The organism is Streptomyces sp. NPDC001732 (genome assembly GCF_053596315.1).
The window spans coordinates 1-24,427 of record NZ_JBSFFY010000031.1; the positions used below are offsets into that span (position 1 = coordinate 1).

The 24,427-nt window shown below is 72.5% G+C and carries 22 protein-coding genes and 1 pseudogene; 12 read left to right on the plus strand and 11 right to left on the minus strand.

What is annotated here, in order from left to right:
• Positions 1-103 precede the first annotated feature (103 nt).
• The 5 genes from ACWCXX_RS25420 to ACWCXX_RS25440 form a co-directional block, all read right to left on the minus strand.
• Positions 104-1,558, minus strand: coding sequence for a CitMHS family transporter (locus tag ACWCXX_RS25420; RefSeq protein WP_451130978.1), 1,455 nt, complete (start codon positions 1,556-1,558; stop codon positions 104-106).
• A 188-nt stretch (positions 1,559-1,746) separates the two neighbouring features.
• Positions 1,747-2,367 (minus strand): TetR family transcriptional regulator, encoded by a 621-nt coding sequence (locus ACWCXX_RS25425; protein WP_451130980.1) that lies wholly within the window; start codon positions 2,365-2,367, stop codon positions 1,747-1,749.
• Between the two features lie 47 nt (positions 2,368-2,414).
• Positions 2,415-3,698, minus strand: coding sequence for a hypothetical protein (locus tag ACWCXX_RS25430; RefSeq protein WP_451130982.1), 1,284 nt, complete (start codon positions 3,696-3,698; stop codon positions 2,415-2,417).
• Complete coding sequence (locus tag ACWCXX_RS25435; RefSeq protein ID WP_451131111.1) at positions 3,695-4,516, minus strand: hypothetical protein; 822 nt, start codon at positions 4,514-4,516, stop codon at positions 3,695-3,697. The genes ACWCXX_RS25430 and ACWCXX_RS25435 overlap by 4 nt, the downstream gene beginning before the upstream one ends.
• A gap of 17 nt (positions 4,517-4,533) precedes the next feature.
• Entirely contained in the window at positions 4,534-6,612 is a 2,079-nt protein-coding gene (locus ACWCXX_RS25440; protein ID WP_451130984.1) for a right-handed parallel beta-helix repeat-containing protein, read from the minus strand.
• 122 nt (positions 6,613-6,734) lie between these two features.
• On the opposite strand from ACWCXX_RS25440, the gene hmgA reads away from it, so the two are divergent.
• The 3 genes from hmgA (at position 6,735) to ACWCXX_RS25455 (ending at position 10,218) form a co-directional block, all read left to right on the plus strand.
• Positions 6,735-8,063: a homogentisate 1,2-dioxygenase gene (hmgA, locus tag ACWCXX_RS25445; RefSeq protein WP_451130986.1), complete on the plus strand. Its 1,329-nt coding sequence runs from the start codon at positions 6,735-6,737 to the stop codon at positions 8,061-8,063.
• A gap of 67 nt (positions 8,064-8,130) precedes the next feature.
• Positions 8,131-8,898, plus strand: coding sequence for a GntR family transcriptional regulator (locus tag ACWCXX_RS25450; protein ID WP_451130988.1), 768 nt, complete (start codon positions 8,131-8,133; stop codon positions 8,896-8,898).
• A 90-nt stretch (positions 8,899-8,988) separates the two neighbouring features.
• The gene (locus tag ACWCXX_RS25455) at positions 8,989-10,218 is read left to right on the plus strand and encodes a type ISP restriction/modification enzyme (RefSeq protein WP_451130990.1); all 1,230 of its coding nucleotides are present in this window, start codon (positions 8,989-8,991) and stop codon (positions 10,216-10,218) included.
• 88 nt (positions 10,219-10,306) lie between these two features.
• Here the strand turns inward: ACWCXX_RS25455 and ACWCXX_RS25460 are convergent, their stop codons facing one another.
• Entirely contained in the window at positions 10,307-11,014 is a 708-nt protein-coding gene (locus ACWCXX_RS25460) for a TetR/AcrR family transcriptional regulator C-terminal domain-containing protein (RefSeq protein ID WP_451130992.1), read from the minus strand.
• Between the two features lie 63 nt (positions 11,015-11,077).
• Here ACWCXX_RS25460 and ACWCXX_RS25465 point away from each other — a divergent pair, with 63 nt between their 5' ends.
• Both ACWCXX_RS25465 and ACWCXX_RS25470 read left to right on the plus strand, forming a co-directional pair.
• Positions 11,078-12,073 carry an ATP-binding cassette domain-containing protein gene (locus ACWCXX_RS25465; protein ID WP_451130994.1) on the plus strand — a complete coding sequence of 332 codons (996 nt, stop codon included), beginning with the start codon at positions 11,078-11,080 and terminating at the stop codon, positions 12,071-12,073.
• Positions 12,070-12,885 carry an ABC transporter permease gene (locus ACWCXX_RS25470; protein WP_451130996.1) on the plus strand — a complete coding sequence of 272 codons (816 nt, stop codon included), beginning with the start codon at positions 12,070-12,072 and terminating at the stop codon, positions 12,883-12,885. Before ACWCXX_RS25465 ends, ACWCXX_RS25470 begins: the two co-directional genes overlap by 4 nt.
• A gap of 319 nt (positions 12,886-13,204) precedes the next feature.
• Here the strand turns inward: ACWCXX_RS25470 and ACWCXX_RS25475 are convergent, their stop codons facing one another.
• On the minus strand, positions 13,205-13,468 hold the full coding sequence (locus tag ACWCXX_RS25475) for a hypothetical protein (protein ID WP_451130998.1): 264 nt from the start codon (positions 13,466-13,468) through the stop codon (positions 13,205-13,207).
• 271 nt (positions 13,469-13,739) lie between these two features.
• Entirely contained in the window at positions 13,740-14,549 is an 810-nt protein-coding gene (locus ACWCXX_RS25480; RefSeq protein WP_451131000.1) for an SGNH/GDSL hydrolase family protein, read from the minus strand.
• A 213-nt stretch (positions 14,550-14,762) separates the two neighbouring features.
• Between ACWCXX_RS25480 and ACWCXX_RS25485 the strand changes: the two are divergent.
• A pseudogene (locus tag ACWCXX_RS25485) lies at positions 14,763-15,892 on the plus strand (DUF5925 domain-containing protein).
• A 157-nt stretch (positions 15,893-16,049) separates the two neighbouring features.
• Here ACWCXX_RS25485 and ACWCXX_RS25490 read toward each other — a convergent pair.
• Positions 16,050-16,424 carry a GntR family transcriptional regulator gene (locus ACWCXX_RS25490; RefSeq protein WP_451131002.1) on the minus strand — a complete coding sequence of 125 codons (375 nt, stop codon included), beginning with the start codon at positions 16,422-16,424 and terminating at the stop codon, positions 16,050-16,052.
• Between the two features lie 83 nt (positions 16,425-16,507).
• Between ACWCXX_RS25490 and ACWCXX_RS25495 the strand changes: the two genes are divergently transcribed.
• Together ACWCXX_RS25495 and ACWCXX_RS25500 are read left to right on the plus strand one after the other, a co-directional pair.
• A complete protein-coding gene (locus ACWCXX_RS25495; protein ID WP_451131004.1) occupies positions 16,508-17,428 on the plus strand; it encodes a GNAT family N-acetyltransferase in 921 nt (306 codons plus the stop codon).
• Positions 17,409-17,903 carry a DUF402 domain-containing protein gene (locus ACWCXX_RS25500; protein WP_451131006.1) on the plus strand — a complete coding sequence of 165 codons (495 nt, stop codon included), beginning with the start codon at positions 17,409-17,411 and terminating at the stop codon, positions 17,901-17,903. The genes ACWCXX_RS25495 and ACWCXX_RS25500 overlap by 20 nt, the downstream gene beginning before the upstream one ends.
• 125 nt (positions 17,904-18,028) lie before the next feature.
• On the opposite strand, the gene ACWCXX_RS25505 is transcribed toward ACWCXX_RS25500, so the two are convergent.
• Both ACWCXX_RS25505 and ACWCXX_RS25510 read right to left on the minus strand, forming a co-directional pair.
• Positions 18,029-19,579: a methyltransferase domain-containing protein gene (locus ACWCXX_RS25505; RefSeq protein WP_451131008.1), complete on the minus strand. Its 1,551-nt coding sequence runs from the start codon at positions 19,577-19,579 to the stop codon at positions 18,029-18,031.
• A 227-nt stretch (positions 19,580-19,806) separates the two neighbouring features.
• On the minus strand, positions 19,807-20,700 hold the full coding sequence (locus ACWCXX_RS25510) for an esterase/lipase family protein (RefSeq protein ID WP_451131010.1): 894 nt from the start codon (positions 20,698-20,700) through the stop codon (positions 19,807-19,809).
• Between the two features lie 282 nt (positions 20,701-20,982).
• On the opposite strand from ACWCXX_RS25510, the gene ACWCXX_RS25515 reads away from it, so the two are divergent.
• From ACWCXX_RS25515 to ACWCXX_RS25530, 4 genes are all read left to right on the plus strand, one after another.
• Positions 20,983-22,020 carry a DUF3533 domain-containing protein gene (locus ACWCXX_RS25515; protein ID WP_451131012.1) on the plus strand — a complete coding sequence of 346 codons (1,038 nt, stop codon included), beginning with the start codon at positions 20,983-20,985 and terminating at the stop codon, positions 22,018-22,020.
• A 130-nt stretch (positions 22,021-22,150) separates the two neighbouring features.
• Positions 22,151-22,663 carry a hypothetical protein gene (locus ACWCXX_RS25520; RefSeq protein ID WP_451131014.1) on the plus strand — a complete coding sequence of 171 codons (513 nt, stop codon included), beginning with the start codon at positions 22,151-22,153 and terminating at the stop codon, positions 22,661-22,663.
• Positions 22,664-22,772: 109 nt separating this feature from the next.
• Positions 22,773-23,246, plus strand: a complete 474-nt coding sequence (locus ACWCXX_RS25525) for a phospholipase (RefSeq protein WP_451131016.1) — start codon at positions 22,773-22,775, stop codon at positions 23,244-23,246.
• Positions 23,247-23,536: 290 nt separating this feature from the next.
• On the plus strand, positions 23,537-24,412 hold the full coding sequence (locus tag ACWCXX_RS25530) for an alpha/beta fold hydrolase (RefSeq protein ID WP_451131018.1): 876 nt from the start codon (positions 23,537-23,539) through the stop codon (positions 24,410-24,412).
• The last annotated feature ends 15 nt before the right edge of the window (positions 24,413-24,427 follow it).

Sequence of the window (24,427 nt, forward strand, 5' to 3'; positions counted from 1 at the left end):
CGCGCCGCGGGGGGGCGGGGGGGCCCCCCCCCCCCCCCCCCGGGGGCGCCCGGCAGGGGCCGGCCCGAGTCGGCCCCTGCCGGGCTCCCGGGGTGTCGCACGGTCAGACGATGCCGAACAGGAGACCGGCGCCGAGCACCACCAGTGAGGTGAGCGCGGCCCACTTGACGGTGAACCTGGTGTGGTCGCCGAACTCGACCTTCGCCATGCCGACGAGGACGTAGACGGCCGGGACGAGCGGGGACGACATGTGCAGGGGCTGCCCGACCAGGGAGGCGCGGGCGATCTCCAGCGGGGAGACGCCGTGGGCCGCACCGGCCTCGGCGAGCACCGGGACGACACCGAAGTAGAAGCCGTCGTTCGACATGAAGTACGTCAGCGGGATGCTCAGGACGCCGGTGACGATCGCCATGTGCGGGCCCATGCCCTCGGGGATGGCGCCGACGAGCCAGTCGGCCATGTGCTCGACCATGCCCGTGCCGGAGAGGACGCCGGTGAAGACGGCGGCGGCGAAGACCATGCCGGAGACGTTGAGGACGTTGTCGGCGTGGGCGGCGATGCGGGCCCGCTGGTCGGGCATGTGGGGGAAGTTGACGGTGAGCGCGAGGGCGGCGCCGAGCAGGAACAGCACCGGGATCGGCATCAATTCCATGATCATCGCGGTGATCAGGGCGATGGTGAGGCCCGCGTTGAACCAGTACAGCCGGGGGCGCAGGGTGGGCCGGTCGGGGTCCAGGCCCTTGAAGCCCCCGTCCACGTCCTCTTCCTCGTTCCCCGCGTCCGTGCCCGTCCCGCTGCCCGCACCCGCGTCCCCGTCCGCACCTGCGCCCGTGCCCGCTCCGCCGGAGCCCTTGCGGATGCGGTCCCCGCCGGCTCCCGCCCCGACGAGCACGGCCTCCGGCTCGGTGACCGTTTCGGTGGCCGGCACCTCGTCGAGGGTGAGCGTGCCGAGCCGCTTGCGCTCGCGCCGGCCGAGCACGACGGCGAGGAGCAGCACGGCGGCCAGTCCGACGCCGAGCGCCGGGATCATCGGGACGAAGATGTCGCCCGCGTCGAGCTTGAGCGCGGTGGCGGCGCGGGCGGTGGGGCCGCCCCAGGGAAGGGTGTTCATGACGCCGTTGGCGGTGGCGGCGACACCGGTCATCACGACCAGGCTCATCCTGAGGCGCTTGTAGAGCGGATACATCGCCGAGACGGTGATCATGAACGTGGTGGAGCCGTCGCCGTCGAGCGAGACGATCGCGGCGAGCACCGCCGTGCCGACGACGATCCGCATCGGGTCGGCCTTGCAGAAGCGCAGGATGCCCCGCACGATCGGGTCGAAGAGGCCGACGTCGATCATCACGCCGAAGTAGACGATGGCGAACATCAGCATCGCGGCGGTCGGGGCCAGGTTGCCGACGCCGTCGATGACGTAGTCGCCGAGCTTCGCGCCCTGTCCGACGGCGACGCAGAACAGCGCGGGGATCAGCACCAACGCCGCGATCGGCGACATCTTCTTCGTCATGATCAGGGCCAGAAAGGTCGCAATCATGGCGAAGCCGAGGATTGTCAGCATGTGGGATACCTATCGCTCACCCTTGAACTCCCGCCGAAGTCGGCGGTGCGGATGACGTTAGGGCGCGTCTCGCAGCGTCGACAAGAGGCAGACGTGCGAGCAATACGAGCAAAACCCCAGGTCAACGCGGTGGCCACCCGATGAGCGCAACCCGGCCCCGCCCTCGCGGCTCGGTCCGGGAGCCGCGCTCAGTCCAGGAGCCGCGCCAGGTAGGCCCGCAGTAGGATGCGGGTCTCGGCGACGATGGCCGGATCGCCCGACGGGTCGCTGCGGAACGCGAGCCGGAGGACGGCGTCGGCGGCCTCGACGCAGACCAGGATGGTGCGGAGCAGCACCTCGTCGGGGGCACGGCCGAGGTGCCCGGCGAGCAGTTCGGCGAGCCGCCCCGCGACCCGGCGGTTGGCGTCGCCCGCGGGGTCGTCGACGGGGGCCGGCGCGCCGAAGTCGACGAGGGCGAATCCGGCCACGGACCGCTTCATGGCCAGGTACTCGTCCAGGACGGCGTCGATGGCGCTGCGCCAGTCGGTGGTGGGGATGGTGACCAGGCGGGCGGTGACGCGTTCGGCGTAGCTGTCCAGGTTGCGACGGGCCAGTGCGTCGGTCAGCGCGCGCTTGTTGGAGAAGAAGCGGTAGACGGAGCCGATGGGCACTTCGGCGCGCACGGCCACGGCCCGGGTGGACAGTTGCTCGTAGCCGGTCTCGTCGAGGAGTTCGGCGCAGGCGTCGAGTATCCGGGCGAGACGTTCGGCGCTGCGCTGCTGCACGGGGGCGCGGCGGAGGTTCGTGTTGGCATGGGGCACGGGCTCCATGATGCCGTGGGTCTCCTCTGCGACGGGTGGTCGGCCGGGGTCGGTTCTCACACGATGAGCAACGAGAGCCCTCCGACGGTGTACATGATCATCAGGAGCAGCAGCGGGAGCTGCCCCGCGACGGCACGGCCGGGCGGGAAGAGGCGCACGGACCGGTCGTGGGCGGCGATGACGCCGAGGACGTGGCCGAGGACGATCGCGACGACCTGGAGCGTGGCGACGCCGCCGGGGCCCAGGGGCGGATCGGGCGGGGCGGGGCCGTCGGTGCCGAATGCCATCATGACGGTACGTGGACCCTCGGTGACGAAGAGTGTGAAGTAGTGGGCGACGAGATAGCCGAGGGCGATCGGGACGAGCGAGTGCGCGAAGGAGGTGAGCGGACGGCGGAGCCGGCCGGATATCAGCCGGACGGCCCCGGCGCACAGGGCGTAGAGGGTGGCGACGAGGGCGACGGCGGCCAGGAGTCCGAGCGTGGCCGCGGTGGTGCGGCCCAGGGGTGAGGTCTGGACGGTGGCGATCCAGGAGGGGGCGTCGGAGAAACCGTCGTAGGCGGTGGAGCCGAGCATGACGCAGACGGTGGCGACGAGTCCGGGCAGCTGCGGGGTGGCGTCGAGACCGTTGAACGGCGAACGGAGCACCAGCCGACCGTCGGCGGGACGGCGGCCGAGCGGGGAGAGCCGGGCGAGCAGGCCGGAGTAGACCTCGAAGGCGTCCGCGTGGTCGAACCACCCTGCGCCGTGCCGGGCGGCGCCCGCGAGCTGGACGGTGGCGTGGAGGCCGAGGAGGAGCAGGAGGGCGGTGGCCGACGCGGGGTCGGGGGCGACGAGTTCGAGCCAGGTGAAGGCGAGGAGCCCGGCCGCGGCGGGCCACAGCCCGAGCCGGGCGGGAGGGGGGCGCCCCTCGTCGGGGTCGCGGCCGAGCACGCGGCAGGCGACGAGGTGGACGGTGCGCAGCGGGTTGACCAGCCGCCAGACGGGGCCCAGGAGGAGCGAGGCGGGGACCAGCCCGACCCAGAGGAGCACGTACACGGCACCGGGGGCCGGGTTGCGTTCCGGGTCGTCCGGGCCGAGAAGGAGGTGGAGCACGACGAACAGCCCGGCGGCGAGCCCCAGGGCGCGCAGGGCGGTACGGGTGGGGCGGGCGTCGGCGAGTCGCTGGACGGCGGCCGGGACCGGGAGGCCCGCCCGGTCCCCGCGGAACCGGGAGGTGGACCAGAGCAGGCCGAGCGCGAGGAAGGAGACGAAGAGCGCGGCGAAGGCTCCGGCGAAGGCGTAGAAGGGGGACAGCGGCAGGTCGTGCTGGGCGCCGATGCCGTGGGCGAGGGCGTTCACCGTACGACGAGCTGGGTCAGGAGCAGGTCGGACTCGTGCGTCTCGACCTCGAAGAGCCCGCTGCGGTCGGCGGTGAGGGTCAGGGTGACGGTGCGCCCCGCGGGGAGCCGGGCCTCCTTGTCGTAGCCGTGGATGTGGAGGGTGTCGGCGCGGTCGCTGCGGACGCGCAGTTGGACGGTTCCGCCCTTCCTGACCTCGGTGCGGCCGGGGGCGGGGTCGACCCTGCCGTGGGAGACGACGATCTCCAGGACCGTGTCGGGGCGGGGTGTGGCGGCGGGCTTCGGAGAGGCGGTGGGCTTCGGAGAGGTGGCGAGGGAGGCGGCGGCCTGGACGGGGGCGCCGTTCACGGCCCAGGCGGTGTGGTCGTCGGCGTAGAGCCGGACGGTGAGGCCGGTGCCGCCGCCCGCGCCGCGGACGAGGGAGGCGGGGAGGTGGTACCAGGAGCCGTAGACGCGTGCGAGGGGGTGCCCGTCGAGGAACAGGCGGGCGTGGCCGCGCCCGAGGAGGGCGGCGCCGCCCACGCTGTCCGGGGTGAATCTGAAGTTCCGTACGGAGAGGCGGACGTTCCACCCGTCCTCGGAGTCCGGCCGTACGGCGACCGTCACGGCGGGGGCGCCCTCGGCGTCGACCTCGCGCAGCCGGTTGCCCGAGCCGTCCTCGGTGGTGAGCAGCTGGCCGGTGTCGCCGTCGGCCTGCTCGTGGCTCGTGCCGGGTTTGTGGTGGGTGGTGGCCCGCCCGCCACAGGCACTCGCCCCGAGGACGAGGGTGCCCGCGGTGAGCACGGTGACGGCCGTGACGACCGGCCGGGCGGCCCGCAGCCGCCTGCGAAGACGCTTCACTCTCCGTCTCCTTCCGGGGTCCGTGACGCTTCCGCGGTCCGTGCCGTCTCCGGGTTTTCCGTCGTTTCGGGCTCTCCGCCCCCTTCGCCGTGCCGGGCGGTGGCGATCACGGCCCACACCACCCAGATCACACCGAGGAGTCCCCGCACCCAGGCCGGACTCAGCGGAATCCACGGGATCATGAACACGGCCTTGTCGACGGCGTCGAGCAGCGTGAGGGCGCCCAGCACCACCGTGGTCCACCCCAGCCACGGCCGTTCGCGCCGCAGCACGAGCCCGGTCCCGGTCCACCACACCCCGGTCAGCAGCAGCGCCAGCGCGGGCACGTGGGAGGAGGCGAGCCCCGTCGTCGAACCGGCGACGTCCAGCACGAGGCCGATCGCCCCGAGCACCGTGACGGCGGTGGCGAACCGGCTGCCCCGCAGTCTGCGCCACCACAGCACCCCGCCGACCAGCGCGAGCACCGCGGCGATCGCCAGCGCCACCTGTGTCTCGATGCGCTCGATGCCCCGCGCGCCGTACCAGTCGCAACCGGCCGGCAGCCGCCGCGCCTGCACGTCGTAGTCGGCACAGACCAGCAGTTGGGCCAGTTTGACCGGTTCGCCGACGAGCCGGTCGCTGCCGCCGGACACGGCACCGCGCTCGGCGCCGCAGGTGGGCAGGGTGCGCGGGGACGACGCGCCGGTGTCCGCCTGCCAGCAGTTGCCGCCGCCCTGGCCGTCCCACCAGACGTCGGTGCGGTTGGGCCGGGAGTTGCCCGCCCTGTCCTTGCCGAGGTGGTTGCCCGCGTACCGGTTGTGGTGGGAGGTGTCGGTCTGCCTGGACAACGTCTCCTCGCCCCGGATGAAGGCGGGGACGGCGGTCAGGTAGAAGGCGGTGCGCCGGTGCCCGTAGATCCAGTTGTTCTCGTACAGGTTCCAGTTGCCGCCCGCGGTGATGATCCCGGAGCCGGGCGGCATGGAGATCTGCGGGCAGACGACGCCCTCCTCGTAGCCCCGGTCCACGGGCGGCCCGGCGCAGGTGCCGTCGGCGACGTACCGGTAGTAGTCGGCGTTGTTGTCGTGGATCAGGTTGCGCTCGAAGCGGGCGTGGTTCTGCGGCAGTCCGGGGTGGCCGGGGAAGGCGCTGTCCATCGAGGCGCCGCCCATGTTGTGGTCGAACTCGTTGTCGTGGACGTACACGGAGTCGCCCGCGGTGCCCGAATAGCCGACCATGTTGTGGTGGCTGCGGCAGCCGGTGATCTCGATCGCGTAGCGCGGCACGTCGTAGCCGTGCCGGTCGTTGATGTTCGACGCGCTGCCGGGGTAGATGCCGGAGTCGCCGTTGCCGTACGACTCGCAGTTCTTGTACAGCCCGTGGTCGCTCGCGAAGGTCAGGAAGCCGTACTCGTCGTTCCACCGGGTGAGGACGTCGTCGATGACGAAGCCGTCCTGCGCCAGGACGTACAGGGAGTTGAAGGTGGTGCGCTGGGCGGTGAAGTTCTTGAAGTAGACGCCGTCGGACCTGTCCGCGCGGATCGCGTTGAGCTTCTGGTACTTGGCGTCGATCACCACGTCCGTGCGTTCGGCGCCCGTGCCCTCGATCTGGAGGTTCTTCTTGCCGAGGATCGCCACCAGGTTCTGGTTGTGCGGGCACCGCGCCTGCTGGGCGTACGACAGGATCTGGTAGCCGAGCTTGGAGTCGGGGGCCTTCAGCCGGGCGCACTCCCCCGCCGGTGCGGGCAGCGAGGGCTCCTCCTCGTACAGGCCGGGCAGGATCGCGATGTTCATGCCCGGCCCGTCGACCGCGTCGACGGCCTGTTGCAGATGGCGGAAGCCGGACTTCAGGCAGCGGTCGAAGAGTTTCAGGTTCCGGGCCCGCAGCCCGGCCGGGAAGCCCGCCACCCGGCGCTCGAAGTCCGCCCGGTCGCCCTTGCAGACCAGCAGATCGGGTTCGCCCGTGCGGTGCACGGGAACACTCCCGGTTCCGTCGGGCAGTTCGACCGGACGTTCCTCGTGCGCCTGCGCGGCGGGGGCCGCGAGAAGGGCGGCCGCGAGCGCCACCAGAACCACCAGAAGTCTTCGTGTCCACGACATGTGCGGGAGAGTAGAGCATTGCTCAACTTTTGAAACCCCCCTGTGCGTCACGAATGCCGTTGACGCACCCCGATTCAATTCCTACGGTTGTCCATAGGATTTCTTCGGCACCGGGAGCGCGGATGAGCGGCATCGAGCAGGCGAGGAAGACGGCGGAGGCGCTTGATTACTCCGCCGGTTTCGGCAATCAGCACAGCTCGGAGGCGGTGACAGGAGCGTTGCCGCACGGCCGCAACTCCCCCCAGCGCGCGCCCCTCGGGCTCTACGCGGAGCAGTTGAGCGGCTCCGCCTTCACCGAGCCGCGCGCCCACAACCGCCGTTCCTGGCTCTACCGGATCCGTCCCTCGGCCGCCCATCCGCCGTTCGCCCGGATCGACAACGGCGCCCTGCGCACCGCCCCGTTCACCGAGTCCGTGCCCGACCCCAACCGGCTGCGCTGGGACCCGCTCCCCGAGCCCGCCGCCGGGACGGACTTCCTGGCCGGCCTGTGGACCCTCGGCGGCAACGGCGACGCGACGCAGCGCACCGGCATGGCCGTGCACCTCTACAGCGCCAACACGTCCATGACGGACCGGGTGTTCAGCGACGCGGACGGCGAGCTGCTGATCGTCCCGGAGCGGGGCGGCCTGCTGCTCCGCACCGAAATGGGCCTGCTGCGCGCCGAACCGGGGCACGTGGCGCTGATCCCGCGCGGTGTCCGGTTCCGCGTGGAGCTGCTCGACGCCACCGCCCGGGGCTACGTCTGCGAGAACTACGGCCAGCCGTTCGCCCTGCCCGACCTCGGCCCGATCGGCGCCAACGGCCTGGCGAACGCCCGGGACTTCCTCGCCCCCGTCGCCGCGTACGAGGACGACGACCGCCCGGTCGAGGTGATCAACAAGTTCTGCGGGAACCTCTGGTCCGCGACCTACGACCACTCCCCGCTCGATGTCGTCGCCTGGCACGGCAACCACACCCCGTACGTCTACGACCTGCGCCGCTTCAACGTCATCGGCTCGATCAGCTACGACCACCCGGACCCGTCGATCTTCACGGTGCTGACCTCGCCGTCCGACACCCCCGGTCTGGCCGGGGTCGACTTCGTCGTCTTCGCGCCGCGCTGGCTGGTCGGCGAGGACACCTTCCGGCCGCCGTACTTCCACCGCAACGTGATGAGCGAGTACATGGGCCTGATCGAGGGCGCGTACGACGCGAAGACGGCCGGCAGGGGCGGCTTCGTGCCGGGCGGCGGCTCGCTCCACAACATGATGTCGGCGCACGGCCCGGACCGGGAGACCTTCGACCGGGCCAGCGAGGCGGAGCTGAAGCCGCAGAAGATCGACGACGGCCTGGCCTTCATGTTCGAGACCCGCTGGCCGGTGACGGCGACCGCGCAGGCGGCGACGGCCGGTCATCTGCAGCACGGCTACGACGACGTGTGGCAGGGTCTGAGCCGCAACTTCAGGCCGTAGCCCGGCCCCGCGTCGGCGCGTCCGCCGTGTCGCAGTACGGAGAGACCAGGTGACCCAGGTGCCCCAGATGCCCAAGACGCCCCCGGGGCCGGCCTTCGCCCCCGACTCGTTGGTCCTGAACCGCAAGCTGCCGCTGTGGTACCAGGTCTCGCAGTCGTTGCGCGCCTCGATACTCGGCCGGTCCCAGGACGCGTCGGCGCGGCTGCCCACCGAGGAACAGCTCGCCGCGCACTACGGCGTCAGCGTCCTGACGATGCGCCAGGCGCTCAAGGAGCTGGAGACGGAGGGGCTGATCAGCAGGCACCGGCGGCGCGGCACGTTCATCGAGCCGCGCGCCCGCCGGGTGTCGCCGGTCCGGCTGCTCGGCTCGATCGACGCGATCGTGGCCCAGCAGTCGGGCGAGCGGACCGAGGTCCTCGGGCACGGCCCGGTCGCCGTGCCCGGGGACCTCTGCGAGTACTTCCCCGGCTGCGCGGAGGTGGTCGGCTACCGTCGGCTGCGCCACGACGAGAACGACGACGAGCCCACCAACTGGGCGGAGAACATGGTGCATCCCGAGGTCGCGGCCCGTCTCGACGTCGCCGACCTCGAACGCTGGCCGATGACCAAGGTGCTGCGCGACCGGGTCGGCGTCCGGATCGCGCGCATCACCGACACCGTCGAGGCCCGTCTCGCCGACCCGCCCACCGCCGAGCTCCTGCGGGTGCCGCTGCTGAGCCCGATCCTGTTCTACACGGGCGTGACGTACGACGAGAGCGGCCGGGTGGTCGACGTGGCGCGGATCCGGTACCGGGGCGACCGCTTCTCCTTCTCGGTCACCCTGGAGGCCCACTGAAGCCCCTTGCCGCGAGGCGGGACCGCTCCGCACGGGCGCGGCTACGATGCCGGGGAAGGCGGCGGGCGTGGCGACGGGGAGGGCGGCACGGTGGCAGCACGGGCGGCGGGCGGCTTTGGCGACGGCCAGGACGCGGACGCCCCGCTCCTCGACGACCTCATGCCCTGGTCCGTACGGCCGTTGCGCACCGGGCGCCCCTGGGTCCTCGCCCCCGACGCCGCCTCGCTCAGGGCTCGCTGGGAGCGGCTGGTGCGGGCCCCGGCCGACGAGCGCGAACGGTTGTTCCGGATCACCCGCTCCCGTGATCCGCGGACCTCGGTGGCGGCGCTGCCGGGACAGGCCACCGGCACCGGCCGGTTCGCCCGCGAGGACGGGCCGTGCCCCGAGCCGGTGCGGATCGCGCACGGCCCGTTCGACCAGCAGTGGCTGCTGCCCGACCACCGGCTGCTCGATGCCGCCCGCCCCGAGCTGTGGCGGGTCGCCGACGGGCACCAGCTGTTCGTCGTGGAGCACGGGTGCGTGCCCCGGGACCCCGGCCCCGCCCTGTCCGTGACGGCGCTGCTCCCGGACGGCCACTCCCCCGCCGGTCGGCCGGGCCGGATCCGTCCGCTGTACCGGCGGCCCGACGGCCTCGAACCCAACCTGGCCCCGGGGCTGCTCGCGCTGCTGCGAGGGCACCACGGGGAATCGGTCACCGCGGAAACCGTGCTGGCGTGGGTGCTCGCGGCGGCCCGTCCCTCGCCCGCCGGATGCGTGGTGCCGCTGCCCGCCGACACCGCGCGCTGGTCGGCCGGGGTGGAGCTGGGGCGGGAGTTGGCGCGGCTGCAGCTGCGGGGCGCACGGGGCGGGGAGCGCCCGCGGCTGCCGGGCGGGCGGCGCCCCTATGTGCGGGCCGCGGTCCCGGCCGTACCGGCCGCGCCGAAGTACGACCCGGACACGGAGACGCTCGTGCTGGGCACCGGCCGCATCTCGCCCGTGCCCGCCGGGGCCTGGGAGTTCCGGGTGGGCGGGGTCCGGATGCTGGAGCTGTGGTTCGGGCGCCGCGCGGCGCCCGGCGCACCGGACACGGACGGCCTGGAGGCGATCCGGCCCCGGGCCTGGCCCCAGGAGTGGACCTCGGAGCTGCTGGAGCTGATCGCCCTGCTCGCCCTGCTGGCCGAACTCCGCCCCCGGCAGGAGGGCCTGGACGTCGGCCCGCCGGTCACGGCCGCCGCTCTGCGGAGGGCGGGGGTCCTGCCGGTCCCGGCCGCCGCGCGTCGGCCCGCGTCCGTGCTGGGCCATCAGGAGGAGGGTCCGGAGGGGCAGTTCGCACTGCTGTGACCCGGCCTCCGGCGGTCGCGGTGTCCGGAGCCGGACCGGTGGGCCCGCCGGGCCCGTCGGCGGAAAGAGCCCGGCCGCCGCCGGGGAACTACCGGTCGAACGAGTCCAGCACCCGGGCGAGCGCCCGGTCGAAGACCCCCTCCAGATCGATCGGCCCGGAGTCCTCGGCGAATCCCGCCGCCATCCGCGGATACTTCCCGGTGGCGATCTGGCTGATCAGATAGTTCGTGCGCGCGGCGTGCTCCTGCTCCTCGGACCAGGGCAGCGACCGGCTGCGCTCCGCCGTGGCGATCTCGTTGGCCACATAGGTGGTGACCACACCGTTGACCATGGCGATGAGTTCCATCTTCTCGCCGAACCGCGCGTCGACGCCGTCCAGAAGGCTGAGCGTGTACTCCAGATACCGCAACGCGTTCGGGCTGAAGCCGTACACGGGTGACATCAGCCGGGGCACCCAGGTGTGGCGATGCATCATCGCGCGGGCCTGATGGGCCAGTGCGACCAGATCGGCGCGCCAGTCGCCGGACGGTTCCGGGTACTCGTAATCGGCGCTGACCGCGTCGAGCATCAGCTCGTACAGGTCCTCCTTGCGCGGCACGTAGTTGTAGAGCGACATCGTGCCGCAGCCGAGCTCCGCCGCGACCTTCCGCATGGAGACCGCGTCGAAGCCGTCCGCATCGGCGATACGGACGGCAGCCGCCGCGATGTCGGCGCGGCTGAACGCGGGCCGGGGCCCACGGCCCGCACGCTCGGGGCGCGCCCAGATCACTTCGGGTACAGCGGGTCGCCCCACCATCGATCATCACCTCGCCCCCCATCGTAGTTACGTACACCGTACGTAGTGCGGTACGGTGGCCGCATGACAACTACGTACGCTGTACTTAGTGAAGGTCTGGAGAAGCGCTACGGCGATGTCCACGCGCTGCGGGGGCTCGATCTCGCGGTCGCCGAGGGCACCGTCTGCGGAGTGCTGGGGCCGAACGGGGCGGGGAAGACCACCGCGGTCCGGGTGCTCACCACGTTGACGGCACCGGACGCCGGGAGCGCCCGGGTCGCCGGTCACGACGTGGTGCGCGCGGCGGCGGCGGTGCGCGCGGCGATCGGCGTCACCGGGCAGAACGCCTCGGTCGACGGCGAGCTGTCCGGCCGGCAGAACCTGCGGCTCTTCGCGAAGCTGCTCCGGTTCCGCGGCGACGCGGTGCGCACCCGCGCGGACGAGCTTCTGGAGCGCTTCGAGCTGACGGAGGCCGCAGACCGCCCGGCCCGCACCTACTCGGGCGGCATGCGCCGCCGCCTCGATCTCGCCGTCAGTCTGCTGACCCGCCCCCGGGTGCTGTTCCTGGACGAGCCGACCACCGGACTCGACCCGCACAGCCGCAACCAGATCTGGGCGGCCGTACGGGAACTGGCCGGCCAGGGCACGACCGTCCTGCTCACCACGCAGTATCTGGAGGAGGCCGACCAGCTGGCCGACGACATCGTGCTGATCGACCGGGGCCGGGCCGCCCATCGCGGCACCCCGGCCGAGCTGAAGGCCCGCATCGGCAGCTACGCGGAAGTCGTCGTCTCCCATGAATCGGCGCTGGTCCCGGCGGCAGCCGTCCTCGATCAGCTCACCGGCGCCGAACCGCTGCTCGACCACGAGCGCCGCACCGTGGGCACCGTCGCGACCGACGCCACGCTCACCCTCCCCCGTATCGTCCGCGAACTCGACGCGGCGGGCGTACCGCTGGTCGACGCGAGCCTGCGCCCACCGACGCTCGACGAGGTCTTCCTCCGCCTGACCGGCCGCGACGACGGCCGCACGCCCCCGGCCCCGACCCCGGCCCCGCCCCCGAAGGAGACGGCAGCATGAGCAGCACGACCCCGCGCGTCACCCCCGCCACGAGCACCCCGGTCGCCGACGGCCTGGCCATGCTGGGCCGTCACCTCCAGCGGATCAAGGCGGCCCCGGGCGTGATGATCCTGACCCAGACCATGCCGATCACGATGCTGCTCTTCTTCGGGTACGTCTTCGGCAGCGCCCTGGCCGTGCCCGGCCGGGAGTACCGCGCGTTCCTGGTGCCGGGGCTGCTGGCGGCGACGGCCGCGAACGGCATCATGGTCGGAATGTTCCAGTCGGCGCAGGACTGCGGGCGCGGGGTGATGGACCGGTTCCGCACGCTGCCGATGAGCCGGCCCGCCGTGCCCTTCGGCCAGACCGCGGCCGACCTGCTGACCACGGCCGTCGGCATGGTTCCGCTGATCCTGGTGGGGCTCGCGGTCGGCTGGCGGATCGAGGGCGGACCGCTCGCCGCACTGGGCGCCTTCGGGCTGCTGCTGCTCTTCCGCTTCGCCACGTCCTGGGTGGGCTGCTGGCTGGGACTGCTGATCCGCAACGAGGAGATCGCCGGGCAGGTGGGCAGCGCCACCTTCGTCCTGCCGCTGCTGTCGAGCGCGTACATCCCGACCGACAACCTGCCGGGGTGGCTGCGGACGGTCGCGGAGTGGAACCCGATCAGCGCCATGGCGTCGGCGACCCGCGATCTGTTCGGCAACGTGACCCCGGCCTCCGACGCCGCCTGGCCGGTCGCCCATCCGGTGGCCGGGACGCTCCTCTGGTCGGTGCTGCTGCTCGCGGTGTTCGTGCCGCTGTCCGTACGGCGCTACGCGCGCGGCGGCGAGTGACGGGAGGCGGTGACGGCACCCGGCGCGGGCACGACGATCACGCGCGGGGACGGATGGCGGTCTCGTCACGACAGTCCCGCGCGCGGGCACGAACGGCCTGCCGGCCCTGCCCGGACGGGTGGGGCGCGGGTCCGCCCCGATGCCGGGTGAACATGACGAAGCGCCGCTGCCGGCCCCGGGGATGACGGGAGGGTCGACAGCAGCGCGGAGCCGGGACAGTGTGTTCGTTCACCGCCCCGGGGGGAGAGAGGCCCGGATGACGGACCTCGGCCGGGGAGTCCGGGCCGAGGGCCGACGGGTGGTCATACGGGCCGTCGGGTCAGCGGTGACTTCCGAAGAGCGAACGCCTCAGTCGTCGCAACGGGGCGAAGAGCGACACCCGCGCGCTCTTGCTCCGACGGCGGTGAGCGGCGTCGCGCGAGGTGATCTCGCGCATCAGCAGCGTCGCCTCCGCGGCCTCCCGGTGCGGAACGGCGGGTCCGCCGAGCACCGCGAGATGGCGGTCGAGGCGCGAACTCGTCGCACCGCTCCCGCATGTGATGGCAGGCACACGCGGCCTGCTCCGCATCGCTATCTGTTCCATGTCACTCCCCACCCGTACGAGGGCACCCGCCCCGGGCAGGTTAACCCTATCGCCCCGCGACGACACTCGTGTATCCCGGCCACAGGATTGCGCACACATGTACGGGGGTTGACACCGCCCCCCGGATCCCTTCGCGCCGGGGCGAGTTGGGCGCGAAGTGATCCGGTCCCGTCCGGTGGCCGGGGCGACCCGCCGGACGAAGGCCCCGGCGGGCGGGGTCTCCTGCCCGTCGAACGGCCGACGGGCCCGGCGGGTGCGCGGAGGGGCTGAATCAGGCCGCCGAGGTGAGAACGGGCAGGTAGCCGCCCGACTGTCCGGCGGCGGTGGGGTGGTAGGACTCGCCGATGTTCAGCCAGTTGACGCTGTGCAGCCAGGAGCTCCCGGAGCAGATCTCGTGGCCGGTGAACTTCCCCGCAACGTCGGCGAAGGCGAATCCGTGGTCGGCGGCGCGCTTGGCGGTCGCCGCGTTGAGGTAGTCGGACGCCGAGTTGATCGCGGTGCGCACCTTGTCGCTCAGACCGACGGCGCAGCTGCCGCCGATCTGGTAGAAGCGCGGGTAGCCGAGTACGACGACCCGGGCGGACGGCGCCTTGGCGCGGATCGCCGAGTACACCGAGTCGAGGTTGCCGGGCAGGGTGGTGTCCACGTAGCTGCGGGCCGTGGCGATCCGGTCGAGGCAGGTGGCCTCCGACTGGAGCACACAGGTGAGCATGACGTCGGCGAAGCCCGCGTCGTTGCCGCCGATGGAGATCGAGACGAGGTCGGTCGAGGAGCCGAGGGGGCCGAGCTGATTGGCCTTCACATCCCCCGTGCGGGCGCCCGAGCAGGCGGTGAAGGCGAAGGAGGCGGGCGCGTTCGCGGCGGCCCAGAGGGCGGGGTACGCCTTGCTGCTGCGCTTGCAGGAGCCGCTGGCGCTGTCGTAGCTGCCGGCCCCGACGCCCGAGGAGTACGAGTCTCCGAGAGCGACGTAGTCGACGGCCTGGACGGACGGGGCGGCGAGGGCGGTGGCCGCACCGGTCAGGGCGAGCACGGCACCGAGCAGGAGTGAGGACGAGAACGCCGCGAGTCGGGACATCTTCATGGAACCTCCCGTGGACCGACGGGCGGGATCTCCACCCGGTCTGCCGAGTCCGTGGTAGCAGCACCCGCACCTCTACCGGAAGTGGGCATGCCAAGTTGCTCCAACGAGTTCTCCCGTGCGCCCCCTTGAGACCGCGTCATGTCCGCGCCCTCCTTCGTGGGAGGGATTCGCGGGAGGGAACGGCGAAGGGCGCGGCGAGGTGCCGAAACCCGGGTGCACCCGCGGTCCCCGTGCCGGATCATGGCGCCATGTCCGCCAACCCCGAGTCCGCCCTGCCGATCCGGCTCACCGTCGACGACAGCGATTCCCCGTCCGACGTCGTCGACGCGCTGTTCCTGGGCCGTTTCGCGACGGGCGAGCAGCCGTACTCGCACAGCTCCTCCCTGGAACGCGTCAGGGCCGGGGCCACCCTGCTGCCCCCGGCCGCCAAGGTGCTGCGCGCCGCCCGCGACGACGACCGCAGCGCCACGCTCGCCGAGGGCGACGGCTGGACGCTGCTCGTCTCCCGCTGGAGCCGCGGCGCCGACGTCACCGTCACCGCGACCAGCCCGGAGCTGGCGCGGGAGATCCTCGACCGGGCGACGGACGGCGCCCTGGACGAACCGGAACCCCAGCCGGAGAACGTGACGATGGGCTTCTGGTACGTCTCCCCGCGCCGCGGCCCGCACCGCACCACCCGGCAGATCGCCGCCGGCACCTGGGACGAGGTCCGCGGCAACTACACGGCTCCGGTGGCCCGTGCCATGGACCGGCTGATGAAGATCACGCCCGAGGACGTCGCGGGCCGGCTGCTCCTGCTGCACGGCCCTCCGGGCACCGGCAAGACGTCCGCGCTGCGCACCCTCGCGCGCTCGTGGCGGGACTGGTGCCAGGTGGACTGCGTGCTCGACCCGGAACGGCTCTTCAACGACGTCGGCTATCTGATGGACATCGCGATCGGTGAGGACGACGGCACGGCGAAGGGCCGGTGGCGGCTGCTCCTGCTGGAGGACTGCGACGAGTTGATCCGCGGCGAGGCCAAGCACACCGCAGGCCAGGCGCTGTCCCGGCTGCTGAACCTCACCGACGGGCTGCTGGGCCAGGGCCGCAACGTACTGGTGGGGGTCACCACCAACGAGGACCTGGAACGGCTCCATCCGGCCGTGGTCAGGCCCGGCCGCTGCCTCGCCAGGATCGAGGTGGGCGCGCTGACCCGTGATGAGTCGGTGGCCTGGCTCGGCACGGAGGAGGGACTCGGCCGGGAGGGCGCGACGCTCGCCGAGCTGTACGCCCTGCGCCGCGGCGGCGGTCCGGCGTCGGTGCCGAAGCAGGACTCCGGGGCGGACGCGGGCCTGTACCTCTGAGCCCCGCGCCGGGCCGGGACGGCGCCCGGCCCGGAGCCGAACCGGCCACCGTCCCGGCCCTGTTCGGACCCGGCACCGTCCGGGCCGGCACCATTCGCGCCCGAAGCCGCTCGGGCCCGGTGCCTCCGGCGGGCTTCACCGCGCCTCCGGGCCGGGGTCAGCGCGTGTACGCCGCCCGTACCGCGTCCTGCACCAGGGACAGCGCCTCGTCCCGGGGCAGGCCCAGCCGCCGCGCGTGCTCCGCGTACGCCTGTGCCGCGGCCGCCGCGTGCCGGTCCGCCGCGTCACCGGCGGCGGCGACGAACGTGCCGTTGCGCCCACGGGTCTCGATCACCCCGTCGGCCTCCAGCGCGCGGTACGCCTTCGCGACGGTGTTCGCGGCAAGGCCGAGCTCCTCGGCGAAGCCGCGCACCGTCGGGAGTCTGAAGCCGACGGGGAGCGCGCCGGAGCGGGCCAGCTCGGAGATCTGCGTGCGCAGTTGCTCGTACGGGGCGATGCCGGAGTCCGGGTCAAGGACGATCTTCAAAGTCACGTCCCGATTCTCCCCCACACCACTGCCGCCACCGCTGGAAATTCAGGGGCGGACATCGACTCCCCGCACGTAGCGTCCGGTTCATGACTGTCATCGTTCGCGACTTCCTGCCCGCCGACGCGGAGGACTGGGTACGGATCCGGCGTGCCGCGCTTCCCTTCATGGTGACGACGCCCGAGCACGTCGTCCACGAGCTGACCCGCGCCCACCCCGACAAGCGCTACCGGCTGCTGGTGGCCGAGGAGGACGGGGAGCTCATCGGCACCGCGCAGGTCGGCCTCGCGTACGACAGCCCCGATCCCGGCCAGGGGTTCTGCAATCCGTACACCCACCCGGAGCACACCGGGCGCGGGGCGGGCGCGCTGCTGCTGAGAACGGCCGAGGAGCACCTGGCCCGGGAGGGCGCGACCGCGGTCTACACCTGGGTGCTCGACGCCCCGGCGAACCGGGCCTTCGCCGAGAAGCGCGGCTACGCGCCGAGCCGTTCGGCGCACTTCCTCCGTCTCGGCCTGGCGGACGGATCGCTGCCGCCCCGTCAGGAGGTCCCGGCGGGGGTGGAGCTGCGCACCGCCGCGGACTTCGCGGACGATCCGCGCCCGCTCTTCGAGCTGGACGCCGAGACCGCGGCCGACGAGCCCAGCGACACCCCGTCGGAGCTGACCGACTACGAGGACTGGCTCGACCACACCTGGAACGTCCCCCTGCTCGACCGCGAGCTGACCACGGTCGCGGTGGTCGACGGGGAGGCGGCGGCGTTCAGCCTCGCGGAGACCGACGGTCTGACCCGGTACATGTCCGGGATGACCGGCACCCGCCGGGCGTACCGCAACCGGGGCCTGGCCAGGCTCGCCAAGAACGACTCGCTGCACCGGGCCCGCGCCGCCGGGTACACGGACGCGTACACCGGCAACGACACGGCGAACGGCCCGATGCTGGCGGTCAACCGGTGGCTCGGCTACGAGGTCTGTGCAACGGAGGTGCGGTATGTCCGCGACCTCGGCTGAGACCGCGCTGACAGTTGCCCTGGTGAAGGCCGGGCGGACCAAGATCCGGTATCCGGCGGAGCTGGTCCGCGACGACGGCGTCCGGGTGACGGTGCGCGCGCCCTGGGCGGCGCCGGGAGTGCGCGACTTCGGCTTCGTGCGGTTCGAGCCGGGCGACGTGTTCACCGAGCACTACTGGCGCGACCGGTGGTACGCGGTGAAGGAGGTCCGTTCCGGCACGGGCGGGCTCAAGGGCTGGTACTGCGACGTCACCCGCCCCGCCGTCCTGCGGGACGGGCAGCTCCTGGTGGAGGACCTGGACCTCGACCTGTGGGTGTCGGCGGACGGCACGTCCGTACTGCGGCTGGACGAGGACGAGTTCGAGGAAAGCGGTCTCGCCGGACGCGACCCGGCGGCGGCCGGCGCGGCCCGCCGGGCACTGGACGAACTGGAACACCTGGCCCGCACGGAGGGGCTCGCGTCGCTGCTGGTCTGAAGCCGTCGCTGCCGGTCCGAGGCCCCGGAAGCCCGGTACCGCGCCCCGGCCGACGGCAGGCAGGCCGGGCCTCGGCCGACGGGCCGACCGGGGTCCCGGCCCCGAGCCCGGCCGGGCGGGCCCGGTCACTCGCGGCGCCATGCCCAGGCATCCGCGTACGGCTCCGGTTCCGCCGGGGCCGGGCGGGGCTCCCGGTGGTCTCCGGCGACCAGCTCCACCTCGTACCCCGCGGCGTCCTCCAGATAGGCGGCGACGTGCCCGTCGCCGCCCGCGTGCGGATAGCGGTCCGCGAAGAGCGGTCGCCAGCCGTGCTCCGGTGCCCTTGCCACCAGGGCGTCGAGGGTGGCCCGGTCCCGGACGTGGAACGCGAGGTGGTTGAGCCCGGGGCGGCGGCGGTCGTGCGGCTCCGGGAGCAGGTCGGGCGACTGCTCGACGACCACGTAGCTCTCGCCGCGCCGCCAGCTCCGCCCGTGCTCCCAGCGCTGGTACGGGACGTGGCCCAGCTCGCCGAGGAGCCAGCCCCACCCCCGCTCGGCCACCGCCAGATCGGGCACCCACAGCTCGATGTGGTGCAGCCCGCCGGTGCCGGCCCGGCCGACCGGCAGCGGAACGGCCCGGTCCACGCCGTGCGGCCGGTACGCCACGGAGTCGCCGTCCTCGTGCCAGTGGATCAGGAAGCGCTCCCCCGCGCGGTACCCGTCGAGCCCCGCCCGGCAGTAGGCGACGATGTCGTCCGGAAGGTCGTCCAGCGGGAACCACGTCAGCTCGGAGCACTTGTCCGGCTCACGGTTGTACGGTTCGCGGCCGGGGTCGTACTCCGCCTCGAAGAACCAGCCCGTCCTGGGGGTGCCGCCGGGGCCCCGGTGCTGCATGACCAGGGCCACCCGCAGCTCGTCCGGGTCGAGTTCCAGCCCGATCTCCTCGGCGGCCTCCCGGACCATCGCCTCGCGGACGTCCTCGCCGTCCTCGACGTGCCCGGACGGGCCGTTGAACAGCCCGTCCGCGTACCCCGTGTTGGCGCGGCGGGCGAGCAGGACCTCGGAACCCCGGCGGAGGATCAGGTGCACGTCGACGACCTCGGTGTGCCGGTACGACGGCACGGCGCGGGCCACCAGGGCGTAGCGCTCGTCGTGGACCCGCTTGCCCCAGAGGTCCGGATCGTCGGAGAGCCGTTCGTGGTGGACGCGTTCGGTGAATTCCGAGAGCAGTCCGGTCAGGCTCTCGGCGGAGAGCCCGACGCCGTTCCAGACCCCTTCGATCAGGATCAGCCGGCCGCCGGGCCGCAGCAGGCCGAACCAGTGGCGCAGCGCCGCCGCCGGGTCGGGCAGCAGCCACACCACGTGCCTGGCCATGATCACGTCGAACTGCCGTCTGCCGACCGGCGGTCGGGCCGCGTCCCCGAGGAGCACCCCGGTCCCCGTCCCGGCGAGCTTGGCCCGCGCCTGCTCCACCATGCGCGGGGACCGGTCGAGGGCCGTGACCCGGTGGCCCTGCCCGGCGACGAGGAGGGAGAGGCTTCCGGTGCCGCACCCCAGGTCGAGCACCTCGGAACGCTCTTCGGGCAGCCAGCTCTCCATCCGTCGCGCCCAGGCGTGCCGGACCACCGGGTCGAGCAGACCGTGGTCGGGTTCCTCGTCGAAGGAGTCGGCCGCGGAGTCCCAGTCGATCGTCGTCATGGGTCGATCGTGCCAGCCGCCACCGACAACGGCGCCCCTCCGGACGGATCGCGGTCGGCTCGCGGTGGTGAATCCGGGCGCACGGGCCGTCCGCGCGGCGCCCACCGGCTCGCGGCGGTACGGGGGAGCGCCGCCGGACGGTTCCCAGGGGTGTTTCGAAAGTGGCGTCGTCCGCCCGGAGAGCGCCCCCGGAGGGCGCCCCCGACCGGGCAGGACTTTCGGAATACTTAGCCGACGACCGAGGCGCAGGTGGTGGGGGTGGCGTGCGCCGGGTCGAGGGCGTTCACCACCTCGTGGTAGGCGATCCGGTCGACGGTGCCGACCGCCACGTGCTCGGAGAGGTCGAGCGGGCACAGGTCCTGGAGCAGGACGTTGCGTACGTCCGGCCCGTCCAGGAACTGCGTGCGGTACGGGGTCACGACCTCGTCGTACCTGGTCGCGATGACGGTGTACTTCACGCCCGGCACGGTGTCGCCACCCGCGTTGAGCCTGGTCATGAACGGGGAGCCCGCCACCTGGTCGGCGAGGCCGGGGGTGTGGGCGTTCAGCAGGTCCTCGGCCCCGGGGAAGTACGGCAGCAGCTTCGTCAGTCCCAGGAGGGTGGTGCCGTGGTTGTCGGGGGCGATCCCGACCAGGGCGTTCACCTTCGCGGCGCCGCCGAGGAACTTCAGGTAGTAGTTCGGCATCATGCCGCCCTGGGAGTGGCCGACGAGGTCGACCTCGGGGGCGCCGGTGGAGGCGAGCACCTTGTCGACGAAGGCGGCGAGCTGGCCGGCCGACTCGTCGATCGGGCCGAGGCCGTTGAAGACCGGCACGCCGGGCAGTTGGCCGTAGTCGAGCGAGTAGACGCAGTAGCCCCGGTTGACGAGGTAGGGCGCGAGGACCAGCCAGTTGTCGATGGAGTTCCCGAAGGTTCCGTGGACCAGGACGACCGGGCGGGGGTGGGCTGCGGAGGGCTTGCAGGAGTAGTCGTTCCAGCCGCGGGACGTGGCCGTGGCGGCGGTGGGGGCGGCTGCGGCCGCAGTGGCCGTGGAGGTGGCGACTGCGGCGACGGCGAGAAGCAGTGCGGCGAGGGTCCTCCGCGCGCGCGGAGTGCGCGACGCACGGTTCCGGGGCAGCATCGTGTGGTCTCCTTGCGGCTCAGGGGAGTTTCGATGTCTGGTGCACCCTGCGGCCCGGACCACAAGTTCTGACGCTGAATCTGCTTGCTCCGAGCCAAATTACGCGTGGGTAAGGCGGCGTGGGAAGTTACGCGTCGGTAAAAAGTGTCGGCATGTCAGCCCCGGCGGGACGAAACGGTACGGACGGCCCGGCCCGCGCTCCGTCGCCCCGCCCGGCCCCGTGGTCCGCCATCCGGCCCAGCCCCGACTGCACGAACGGCCGATGCCCCGGAACGTGGGGGCATGACTTTCGTCGACGAGGTGAAGAACGCCGTCACTCCACGGGCCGCGCTGCTCGTCATCGGTGTGCTCGGGCTGCAGTTGCTGTTCATCGCGTCCTACGTCGGGGCGCTGCACAAGCCGAAACCGACGGACGTGCCCTTCGGTGTCGTCGCGCCCCAGCAGATGTCCGCCCGGCTCACGGCCGAGCTGAAGAATCTCCCCGGCGGTCCGCTGGACCCCCGCCCGGTCGCCGACGCGGCCACGGCCCGCAGGCAGATCCTCGACCGCGAGATCGACGGCGCCCTGGTCGTGAACCCCACCGGCACCACCGACACCCTCCTCGTCGCCTCCGGCGGCGGCAAGGCCATGGCCGACACGCTGACGCGGATCGTCACCGAGGTGGACCGGGCGCAGCAGCGCACGGTGCGCACCGTGGACCTGGCCCCCGTCTCCGACCAGGACTTCAACGGGATCTCGTCCTTCTACCTCGTCGTGGGCTGGTGCGTGGGCGGCTACCTCTGCGCCTCGATCCTCGCGATCAGCGCGGGCGCCAAGCCCGCCAACCGTCGGCGTGCGGTGATCCGGACCGGTGTCATGGCGCTGTACTCGATCGTGGGAGGGATCGGCGGCGCGCTCATCATCGGCCCGATCCTCGGCGCCCTGCCGGGAAGTTTCTGGAGCCTGTCGGGGCTGGGGGCGCTGACCGTCTTCGCGGTCGGCATGCTCACGCTCGCCCTGCAGGCCCTCACCGGCATCGTCGGTATCGGTCTGGCCGTCCTGATCGTGGTGATCGCGGGCAACCCGAGCGCCGGCGGCGCCTTCCCGCTGCCGATGCTCCCGGACTTCTGGCGGGCCATCGGCCCGGCCCTGCCGCCCGGGGCGGGTACCTGGGTGGCGCGCTCGATCGCCTACTTCCACGGCAACACGATCACCGGCCCCCTGCTGGTGCTCTCCGCGTGGGCGGTGGCGGGCACGATCGTCACCCTCCTGGTCGCCATGCGCCGCACCCCGGAGGAACTCACCGGCGACCACCCCGCCATCGGCTCGACCGTCGACTGACCCGGCCGCGCCCCGCCCCCGCCTCCCCCGGCCGGTCCCCGGGCCGCTGTCAAACCCCTCCCCCGCCCCGGGTACTGTCCGCTTGTTCGAGTCGAGCCCCTGGTCGGGGGCGGTGTGCGGGAGGGATGTCATGAGCGGTGCGGGCCGGGCCGGGGACAGGTGGAAGCCGAGCAACGAGGAGCGCGGGGAGCTCGCGGGCCGGTGGTGGCAGTGGGCCCTGTCCGCGCCCGACGACCGCAGCCCGGTCAAGGACACGACGGGCGAACACGCCGCCTGGAACCAGCCGGACGACTTCTGGTTCCTGGCCGGCACCTACGGCGGACGGGTGGTGCGGCGCTGTGCGATCCCCTCGGACCGGCCGGCCTTCTTCCCCGTGCTCAACATGCAGCACCCCCGGTCGTACTCGCGAGTGCCCCTGTCCCTGTCGGTGGTGGAGGCCACGGCGTCGCTCAACAGCGTCCCGCTGCCGCTGCACGAGTTCTCCGCGTCGTTCCGGACGGGATCGACCCAGCGTTACGCGTGGGGTGTCTGGGGCGACTTCCCGCCGCTGACCCCCGGCGAGTACGTGCTGGAGATCAGGGCCAGGGCCACGAGCGGCTTCTGGGTCGACACGACCTACCACCTGGAGTCGAAGGCCCCCTGATCCACCGAACGACCCCTAGGCATGACAAGTACATGCCGTCATGCTGGAGCAACCCCGTGACCCACGAGGAGAACGGGCTCAACTGCCTTACGTATCCCGGAGGTTGCTCGTGCGTCGCCGATTCGCCGCTCCGCTCGCCGCGGTGGCCCTGTCGCTCCCGCTCGCCCTGCTCCCCGCCGCGTCCGCCTCGGCCGCCCCCGCGGACAAGCCCCAGGTCCTCAGCTCCTGGACCCAGACGAGCCTGTCCAGCTACAACGCCTGGAACACGGCCCGCAACAACCAGGGCGCCTGGGCCGCGTACGGTTTCGACTGGTCGACGGACTACTGCAGCAGTTCCCCCGACAACCCGTTCGGCTTCCCCTTCCAGAAGGCCTGCGCCCGCCACGACTTCGGCTACCGCAACTACAAGGCCGCAGGCACCTTCGCCGCCAACAAGTCACGCATCGACTCCGCTTTCTACGCGGACCTCAAGCGCGTGTGCGCCGCCTACTCCGGCACGAAGCTCACCGCGTGCAACAGCACCGCGTGGACGTACTACCACGCCGTGGACATCTTCGGCGTGGCCCCGGCGAAGACCGTCTGACCACCGCTCTCCCGCGGGCACGGCCGGCCTCCCCCACGAGGTCGCCCGTGCCCGTACGGCTGTCGCCCCCGGCAGGGAGGCTCGGCGGAGCGGGCGGCGCTGCTTCCGAAACACGCCCTCGACTGCCGTCCGCCGTTGCACTCGCATCGTTCCGCCGAGCGAGCGCACTCTCCGAATGCTTCCATAGTTTCCCAACGCACATCCCCGGCAAGGGCTCTGATGGGCCATCATCGAAATCGGGTGGCACAAGCCGGGCACGCGGTGCCCGCACCACACGGAGGAGGCGCGGAGTGCGTAGTCGGGTGCGCGCGACGGACGGGCGGCAGCTGGTGGTGGAGCGCCTGGGGGATCCCCGGGGCAGGCCGGTCTTCCTGATGCACGGAATGCCCGGCAGCAGACTTGGTCCTGCTCCGCGCGGCATGGTGCTGTACCAGCGCAAGACTCAGCTGATCACCTACGACCGGCCGGGCTACGGCGACTCCGACCGGCTTCCGGGCCGCTGTGTCGCCGACGCCGTTCAGGACGTACGGGCCATCGCGGACCACCTCGGTCTGGAACGGTTCGCCGTGGTGGGGCGGTCCGGCGGCGCCCCGCACGCCCTGGCCTGCGCGGCGCTGATGCCCGACCGGGTGACCCGTACGGCCGCGCTGGTCGGACTGGCCCCCTGGGACGCCGACGGGCTCGACTGGTTCGACGGGATGGCCGCCTCCAACGTGCTGGCCTACTCCACGGCGGCAGCCGATCCGGACGGACTCGCGGAGTCGTTCATCTCGCGGTCGGCGGTGATCAGGAAGAACCCCGTCCGGCTCATCGACGAGCTGCGCCAGGAGCTGACCGACTCCGACCGCATGGTGGTCAACGACGCCGGGGTCCGCACCATGCTGCTGCGCAACTACCGTGAGGGGCTGCGCACTTCGGCCTGGGGATGGATCGACGACGCGCTCGCGTTCAGTAATCCGTGGGGGTTCGACCCCGCGGACATCACGGGCCCCGTGATGCTGTGGCACGGCGAGAAGGACGTGTTCTCGCCGGTGGGCCACTCGCGCTGGCTGGCCGAACGCATCCCGAACTCCACCGTCGTGGTGGAACCGGCGGCGGCACACTTCGACGCCCTGCACGCACTGCCCAGGATCCTGAACTGGTTGCTGGAACCGCCGACCGGCTGATCGGCGGTCCGGGAG